Source organism: Rothia sp. LK2492 (assembly GCF_040946345.1).
GTDB classification, from domain to species: domain Bacteria; phylum Actinomycetota; class Actinomycetes; order Actinomycetales; family Micrococcaceae; genus Rothia; species Rothia endophytica.
Map to the genome: position 1 here is coordinate 1 of NZ_JAYWLX010000023.1, position 972 is coordinate 972.

A 972-nucleotide genomic window follows, 5' to 3' on the forward strand; every position below is an offset into this window, starting at 1 on the left:
CTAGGGCGTGTCTCCTAATTGTGGGCCTGTGCTCGAGCATGATTGAGGTGTGTCACAACGGTCTAGATTTACGCAGTTCACGAATGCACAGTGGGAGCGAGTTGAACCACTTCTGCCAACGAATGAGGGCCGTAAAGGCCGCCCGTTTGGTGATAGCCGCCGCGTTGTAGAGGGCATCATCTACCGGTACCGCACCGGAATCCCGTGGCGAGATCTCCCCGACCGGTATGGTCCCTGGCAGACGGTGTGGAAGCGGCATCGCCGCTACGCAACCGACGGCACCTGGGACCGCGTATTCGCGCACATCCTCGCCGAGGCCGATGCAGTGGGCGACATTGACTGGAACGTGTCAATCGACGCGACGATCAACCGTGCTCATCAGCACGGTACGAACCTGCCGCGCCCTGATCAGGACACAGGGGGCTCTATCGAATTACAAGAATCTGCCGTTATGCGAGATTGAACCGGCAGGTCACGGGATCGGGAGATCACGCGGAGGGTTGAGCACGAAGGTACATTTTGCTGTCGAGGGGCATGGCCGGCCGCTGTCGATTGTGGTGACGGGCGGGCAACGCCATGATGGCGCGATGTTGCAGGAAGTCCTCGGCGATATTCGGGTCCCGAGAATTGGGTGCGGGCAGGCGCGGACGCGCCCTGATGCGTTGCTTGCTGATCGCGGGTACACGTCACGGGTGAACCGCGCGTATCTGCGTGAGCGCGGCATCGCCGCGGTGATTCCGGAGAAGTCTAATGAGATCGCTGCCAGGAAGCGTAAGGGTCGTGCTGGCGGGCGACCGCCCGGGTTTGATGCGGAGCTGTACAAAGACCGCAACGTGGTCGAGCGGGCCTTTGGGTTGATGAAGCAGTGGCGCGGGCTTGCGACGCGTTATGACAAGCTCGCGGTCACGTATCGCGCGGGAGTGGTGCTTGCGGCGATTCTGGTCTGGTTACGCATATAAGAGACACGCCCTA

General features: G+C 61.1%; 1 protein-coding gene. It reads left to right on the forward strand.

The window, feature by feature from the left end; all coding sequences use genetic code 11:
* Positions 1-49 precede the first annotated feature (49 nt).
* Positions 50-959, forward strand: a protein-coding gene (locus tag VVR27_RS11545; RefSeq protein WP_218079067.1) for an IS5 family transposase whose coding sequence is annotated in 2 segments (ribosomal slippage) — positions 50-418 and positions 420-959 — 909 coding nt in all. Because the reading frame shifts where the segments join, the coding sequence is not laid out codon by codon here.
* The last annotated feature ends 13 nt before the right edge of the window (positions 960-972 follow it).